Origin of the sequence: Anaerosporobacter mobilis DSM 15930 (genome assembly GCF_900142955.1) — a bacterium.
In the GTDB taxonomy this organism is placed as follows: domain Bacteria; phylum Bacillota; class Clostridia; order Lachnospirales; family Lachnospiraceae; genus Anaerosporobacter; species Anaerosporobacter mobilis.
This window is the reverse complement of record NZ_FRCP01000010.1, coordinates 269116-275644: the sequence shown is the minus strand read 5'-3', so window position 1 is coordinate 275644 and position 6529 is coordinate 269116. Positions and strand designations below refer to the sequence as shown.

Here is a 6529-nt window from a genome sequence, read left to right as displayed (position 1 = left end):
GGTTATGCGGTCTTAGCAGTCGTTTCCAACTGTTATCCCCCTGTATGAGGCAGGTTACCCACGCGTTACTCACCCGTCCGCCACTAAGTCAACTCTCTTGCAAGCAAGATAGTTGCTTCGTTCGACTTGCATGTGTTAAGCACGCCGCCAGCGTTCATCCTGAGCCAGGATCAAACTCTCAAATTAAAATTTTGATCTCTTTGTTCAGAACTTACTAACCTAAAACTGGCTTTTAGTTTCCGTATGTCTTTCGACATAAATTTATAAAAGCGAATAAATTCGCTTGGTGTATCAAATTTGATTTGTTATTGCTAACTAATCACAATGACACGGTTCGTTTATTTTTTGAAAATCTTTTTTCGCATTCTATCAAGTAAAACTTGTGAATACGATTAGAATTTTCAGGGTTGTTTCACTGTTTAGTTTTCAATGTTCTGTTTGAATCAGCTTGAACAGTTTATCACATTCATTTAAGCATGTCAACTATTTTTTTAGTTTTTTTGAAACCCTTTGAAGCTGTACGGAGAAGGTGGGATTTGAACCCACGCGCCGCTATTAACGACCTACTCCCTTTCCAGGGGAGCCCCTTCAACCTCTTGGGTACTTCTCCAAGCAAACCAAGCTGATTGATTACAATTGATAACACATTCATGTTATAATCGTCCGCAATCTTACATCGCGACGGAGAAGGTGGGATTCGAACCCACGGCCCCTTTCGGAGTCACTGGTTTTCAAGACCAGCTCCTTAAACCACTCGGACACCTCTCCATGTGTTGCTTGAACAGTATATCATTCTAGCTTTTTGTTGTCAAGCATTTTTTTGAATCATCACCAAGCAAAATCACTAGATTTTCTTACTTACAAAAGCAATTTGCTTCAGCAACGTAAGTTAGTATATCATTTTCTTAAAACAAAGTCAATACTAGTTTTTTAATTTTTTTTATTTTTCAAACAATTGGCTAATTTTGTGCAATTCAACAATATTGTACTGTTCTTAAGCCAACAGTTTATGTGATTAACTATACAATAAACCTACCTATCAGATTCTATAATTCTAATAATATCTCTGCTATCTTTATATCCTCCGGAGTTGTTACTTTAATATTCTTATAATCTCCTTCTACTATTTTAATACTTTGCTTACTCCCGTGCTCAACAATCATCGCATCATCAGTTATCTCAAGGTTAGTACATTTCATAACCTCTTGGTATGACTTCATCAATAGATCAAATTCAAAGGCTTGTGGTGTCTGTATTATATATGTCAGACTTCTCTTTGGGGTGTATTCTATTGTCCCTGCTTCATTAGCTATCTTTATAGTATCCTTGCTTGGAACTGCAACTACTATTGCTTTATTACTCACTACCCCTTGTATAGCATCTTCTATTATCTGCTTTGTAATAAGTGGCCTAGCCGCATCATGTATTAATACATATCGATTATCCCCCTCAAGAATACCGGTAACTATTCTTTCTTCCACAGTTCGTAGTGCGTTATACACGGATAGATACCGTTCCTTCCCACCTGTAACAATAGCCTTCACCTTATTAAATCCATAGCGATCCAAAATATGTTCTCTACAGTAGTCAACTTCATCCTCTCCTACTACTACTATAATTTCATCTACTACACTATCCTGGAATGCTTTTAATGAATAATACAACATCGGCTTCCCATTTATATCCATATATTGTTTTGCCACTTTTGATTGCATTCTTCTCCCTTGACCTGCTGCCAATACGATTGCTATATAGTTATCCCTCTTCACCATAACAATATTCCTTTCTACGGTTAAATGGTTTTATGTGTATCACAAACTGTATTCAAACTCATTATAATACTAATGCATATCACAAGTTTACTAGTGATGCTGACCTAACAAACAGGTTGAAAGAAAACAACTCATGATTTCGTTATCGTTCTAACCTACTGTCTTTGACCAATCTTCAAATTAGGAATGGCGTTCAAATCAAGACCATGTCTTGTTCCATTCTTATATTCATAATAAGCTGCAGAGGCAATCATAGCAGCATTGTCCGTACAATAAATCGGTGATGGATAGAACAAAGATAAGCCATGCTTTTTACATGCCAGTTCCATTCCTCTTCTCAAGCCCTTATTCGATGCAACTCCACCTGCTAATGCTATCTTCGTCATTCCGTATTCTTTCGCTGCTGCCATCGTCTTAGATACCAGCACATCTACTACTGCTTCTTGGAACGATGCAGCGATATCAGCACGATTCACTTCTATCCCTTTCATCTCACAATGATTAATATGGTTTAAAACTGCAGATTTTACTCCGCTAAAACTGAAATCAAATGGAGCTCCTTCAATATGTGCACGAGGAAATGCTATAGCCTTGCCGTCTCCCTCTTTTGCAAGCGCGTCAATCTTTGGACCACCGGGATATCCTAAACCTATTGCTCTTGCCACTTTATCAAATGCTTCACCTGCCGCATCATCTCTTGTTCTTCCTATAATTTCATACTTCCCATATTCCTTCACAATTACCAAATGTGTATGTCCACCTGATACAATAAGGCATAAGAATGGCGGTTCTAATTCTTTATTCTCAATATAGTTAGCAGACACATGTCCTTCTATATGATGTGTCCCCACAAGAGGAATTCCAGTTGCATAACTAATTGCTTTCGCTTCCGCCACACCTACTAATAACGCACCAACTAAACCAGGTCCATAGGTCACACCTATTGCATCAATATCTTCAAATGTAACCTTAGCTTCTTCCATTGCTTCTTCTATAACTTGATTAATCTTCTCAATATGTTTTCTTGAGGCGATTTCTGGTACAACACCGCCATATAATTTATGAAGATCGATTTGAGATGATATCACATTCGATAAAACTTCTCTTCCGTTTTTTACTACAGCTGCTGCTGTTTCATCACAAGATGATTCAATTCCTAGTATCAATATATCTTTTTCCATTTGTTATCTCCTAACTAAACTGTTACGCTATAGTATTACTTAATAATAAGTTCATAATACTTTCCTTATAGTTGTATATCAACAGACAGGGCACTCATGCAAAGCAACTCTTTACATTCATGCCCTATTATACTACTTCCTACTTTATAATCAACTACCTACTTTATAAACCATTCTTCAAACTTTTAATTACATATCGGTATTTGGTTTTGAAATCAGTTCCCAGCCTAATATTCTCCATTTACCTTGATCATCTTTTCTTAAAATATATCTCTCATAGGTCTTAGTGACTTCATTATCCTTTGATGTATAGCTTGCTATTATACCCGCATAATCTCTACCTGCATCGCTCCAGTATTTAACCGTGCTACTCTTTGCTACCGAACTACCTACCATTTTTCTCTTCGACTTTTGATAATCAAGAATCTCTTCTTTTAACCCCTCTAATTGTGTATCAAATGAATTCGCTTCTAATAACTCTTGATCAAACAATATTCTTTCTTGTTCCATGACTTTTTCAAGAGTCTTATCATCTAAATCATTTTTATAATAACAATCGAATATTTCATTCAATTGTATTATCACTTCACGTGGTGTACTAGGGTAATCCATCTCAAAATCAGTACTTATTACTTTTTGTACCTGCTCTGTTAACGCTACTTGTTCTACCTTCTTATTGTCTCTATTCGTGAAAAAGAAATATAACGCGATCAATACTATCGTTCCAATAACAACAATCAATGTTTTGTTACGGCGTTCCCTTTTACTTACTTCCATAGCTATTCCTCCCTTGTTAATCCTTAGTAACTATTCAGTTACACCGCTTTTCCAATACTTGATACAAACAAAATGTACGAGACATGTTCATTTTAGCACCGACCGGGATGTTTTGAATCGTTACAATTCTTAAATAACTACTCTTCATCAAATAGTAAGGTTATAGATTTTCCGTCCTTTGCAGTCTTTGTATTAGCGAATATACCTCTTACCTCATCAACAAACTCATCTGGACGAATCAATGATGGACTATAGTGTGTAAGCCACAACTCCTTTACATCTGCTTGCCTTGCTAAAGTAGCCGCTTCCCCAAATGTCATATGTTTATGTGCAATTGCTTTTTCTTCCATACCTTTCTCGCCGTACATACCTTCACAAATAAACAAATCAGAATGGCTTGCATTTTCTGCGATGCTTGGAACCGGTCTAGTATCCGTACAATAGGTTAATTTAATTCCCCTACGAGGTTCCCCTAAAACCATATCAGGCACAAAACATCTTCCGTCTTCTTCAATCACTTCACCTTTTTGCAAACGACTCCAGTACTTTTGTGGCACGTTATTCTCACTAGCCTTGTCTGGCCTAAATTTACCTGCACGTGGTACACATATACTATATCCGTAACAAGTAATATTGTGACTTACTCGGAAAGCCTTAATAACATAATCTTTTATTTGGAAAGTCTCTTCTGCTCCTGATATTTCTTTATAAATAATTTCAAATGGTAGTTCAGGAGCTATCACTCTTAGCGAATTAACAACACGTTCAAGTCCCTTAGGACCAATCATTATAACAGGTTCTGTACGATCAGAATTCCCCATAGATAACAACAAACCTGGCAATCCACTAATATGATCTCCGTGGTAGTGCGTAAAACAGATTACATCAATAGGATGAACACTCCAACCCTTTTCTCTTATTGCTATCTGAGTTCCCTCTCCACAATCTATCAACAAACTGCTTCCATTCAATCTAGTCATCAGTGCCGTTAACCATCTATTCGGTAGGGGCATCATACCACCTGTACCTAACAAACATACATCTAACATCTATTATCCTCACTTACTGTAATTATCGGTTACTATCTCAATATTATTAACATTTCGACTTCATCTTAACACATTTTAGTAATTTCTTCAATGAACAGGGCAACAAAAAAATTGTATATGACAGTTTGTCCACTTAAATTATGGCAATTTGTCATATACAATTCTTATTCTACTATATTCTATTCCATGGCGGTACAACTTCATAATTATGCTGATTCATTAATTATCCTTACATGACTTCTCTCTTCATAGAGACATCAACAGGGATCACAAAGTTCGAAACCATTTTATTGTAACATTTTTCACATACATTAAATGTGTGTATTTGTAAATCTTTACGAGAAAAATATCCCCATTCTTTCTCAGCAGTAAAAACATCTTCTTTCAAAATGCCATGTTCAATTTTTAACTTCTTTCCACATACGTTACAACGCATTTCCTTAAGCTTCAATTCCTGTACATTTTTCATCCACTTCACTACCTATCCCTCCTACCATTGCACACCCACCAGATACCTATATTATACAAGGAAATCCCCAAATATTGTAGTGGAAATTACTTGTAAAGCAACATAATAATTGCATCTTCGACGGGTTTTTCATAGAACTTTTTTCTAGTTCCCACTTTCTCGAAACCTAGTTTTTCATATATATGAATTGCTGCATTATTACTTGCTCGTACTTCCAGGGTAAAATTACACGCACCTTTATCTATGGCATGCTTAATCAGTTCATTTAACATATCTGTGGCTACATGGGCGTTCCTATAGTTTTCCTTAACAGCTACATTCGTAATCTGTCCTTCATCCTGAACAACATATAAGCCACAATATGCTACTATTTCTTCTTGATTTTCCACAACCAGATAGACACACATATTCTGATTCAAAGAGTCCAAAAAGGATTGTCTGCTCCACGGATCCGAAAAGATACTCTTTTCAATCTCAACTACCTGTTCTAAATCACTCTCTTCCATTAACCTAATATCAAACACTTCAATTACTCCTTTACTGGGCTTGCTGGGTTGCTTTATTCTTTTCGGCAAGTTCTCGCTCCGCTTGGGATAATCTTAGATATTCTGGTTTATGATCACGTGCTGTAACAATCTTACCTTCTTCATAATATCTACACGCAAGTGCTCCTATCGCTCCTGCTCTTTGTCTATCCAGATGTACTGGACTAAAGACATATGGTACCTTTACATATTCAGTAATTTGATTTTTATAAACAGGTACACCATCTCCTAAGAAGATGACTTTCTTGCCCTTTGCGTTAATTTCATCAAGTATGTCAGTAAGTGAGACCGCGCATTCCGGCTTTACTACCTGGAATTCTCCATCTATATATTCATAAATACCTGTATATACCTGATTTCTCTTGGCATCCATTAGGGGACAGATACTATAATCGGTAGCACCAATATTGTAGGCTAGTCCATCTACTGTTGGTACCTCAATAATTGGTTTATCAAGTGCTAATCCAAGGCCTTTTGCTGTAGACGATCCGATTCTTAGACCTGTAAACGATCCAGGGCCCATGGCAACTGCGATTGCATCAATATCTTTTAAATCCAGTTCCACCATCTTCACTACAGCATCTAACATTGGTAGTAATGTTTGTGAATGTGTTTTTTTAAAGTTAATTGTGTATTCACCTATTAATTCATTCTCAGAAACAATTGCTACAGAAGCAACTAATCCCGAGCTGTCTATTGCTAAGATTTTCATATTTACTCCCATCTACACTAGATC

The 6529-nt window shown here is 36.6% G+C and carries 7 protein-coding genes, 2 tRNA genes and 1 rRNA gene; all 10 read right to left on the bottom strand.

Annotated features, from left to right (window positions below; genetic code table 11):
• Nucleotides 1-186: ribosomal RNA gene (locus BUB90_RS10780) — 16S ribosomal RNA — on the bottom strand; the annotation flags it as partial.
• A 335-nt stretch (nucleotides 187-521) separates the two neighbouring features.
• Nucleotides 522-610 (bottom strand) — tRNA-Ser (locus BUB90_RS10775).
• Between the two features lie 72 nt (nucleotides 611-682).
• Nucleotides 683-768, bottom strand: a tRNA-Ser gene (locus BUB90_RS10770).
• Nucleotides 769-1046: 278 nt separating this feature from the next.
• A complete protein-coding gene (gene ispD / locus BUB90_RS10765) occupies nucleotides 1047-1772 on the bottom strand; it encodes a 2-C-methyl-D-erythritol 4-phosphate cytidylyltransferase (protein WP_170865475.1) in 726 nt (241 codons plus the stop codon).
• A gap of 155 nt (nucleotides 1773-1927) precedes the next feature.
• Nucleotides 1928-2953, bottom strand: coding sequence for a tRNA (adenosine(37)-N6)-threonylcarbamoyltransferase complex transferase subunit TsaD (tsaD, locus tag BUB90_RS10760; protein ID WP_073287439.1), 1026 nt, complete (start codon nucleotides 2951-2953; stop codon nucleotides 1928-1930).
• 189 nt (nucleotides 2954-3142) lie between these two features.
• Entirely contained in the window at nucleotides 3143-3730 is a 588-nt protein-coding gene (locus BUB90_RS10755) for a DUF6715 family protein (RefSeq protein ID WP_073287436.1), read from the bottom strand.
• A gap of 137 nt (nucleotides 3731-3867) precedes the next feature.
• Nucleotides 3868-4779 carry a ribonuclease Z gene (locus BUB90_RS10750; protein WP_073287433.1) on the bottom strand — a complete coding sequence of 304 codons (912 nt, stop codon included), beginning with the start codon at nucleotides 4777-4779 and terminating at the stop codon, nucleotides 3868-3870.
• 229 nt (nucleotides 4780-5008) lie between these two features.
• A complete protein-coding gene (locus BUB90_RS10745; RefSeq protein WP_442871733.1) occupies nucleotides 5009-5257 on the bottom strand; it encodes a hypothetical protein in 249 nt (82 codons plus the stop codon).
• A gap of 77 nt (nucleotides 5258-5334) precedes the next feature.
• Entirely contained in the window at nucleotides 5335-5772 is a 438-nt protein-coding gene (gene rimI / locus BUB90_RS10740; RefSeq protein ID WP_242952524.1) for a ribosomal protein S18-alanine N-acetyltransferase, read from the bottom strand.
• A gap of 13 nt (nucleotides 5773-5785) precedes the next feature.
• A complete protein-coding gene (gene tsaB, locus BUB90_RS10735) occupies nucleotides 5786-6505 on the bottom strand; it encodes a tRNA (adenosine(37)-N6)-threonylcarbamoyltransferase complex dimerization subunit type 1 TsaB (RefSeq protein ID WP_073287430.1) in 720 nt (239 codons plus the stop codon).
• Nucleotides 6506-6529 lie beyond the last annotated feature (24 nt).

Excerpts from the sequence above, each read along its gene's own strand:
- ispD (WP_170865475.1), bottom strand. The coding sequence starts at position 1,772 with ATGGTGAAGAGGGATAACTATATAGCAATCGTATTGGCAGCAGGTCAA.
- tsaD (WP_073287439.1), bottom strand. The coding sequence starts at position 2,953 with ATGGAAAAAGATATATTGATACTAGGAATTGAATCATCTTGTGATGAA.
- BUB90_RS10755 (WP_073287436.1), bottom strand. The coding sequence starts at position 3,730 with ATGGAAGTAAGTAAAAGGGAACGCCGTAACAAAACATTGATTGTTGTT.
- BUB90_RS10750 (WP_073287433.1), bottom strand. The coding sequence starts at position 4,779 with ATGTTAGATGTATGTTTGTTAGGTACAGGTGGTATGATGCCCCTACCG.
- tsaB (WP_073287430.1), bottom strand. The coding sequence starts at position 6,505 with ATGAAAATCTTAGCAATAGACAGCTCGGGATTAGTTGCTTCTGTAGCA.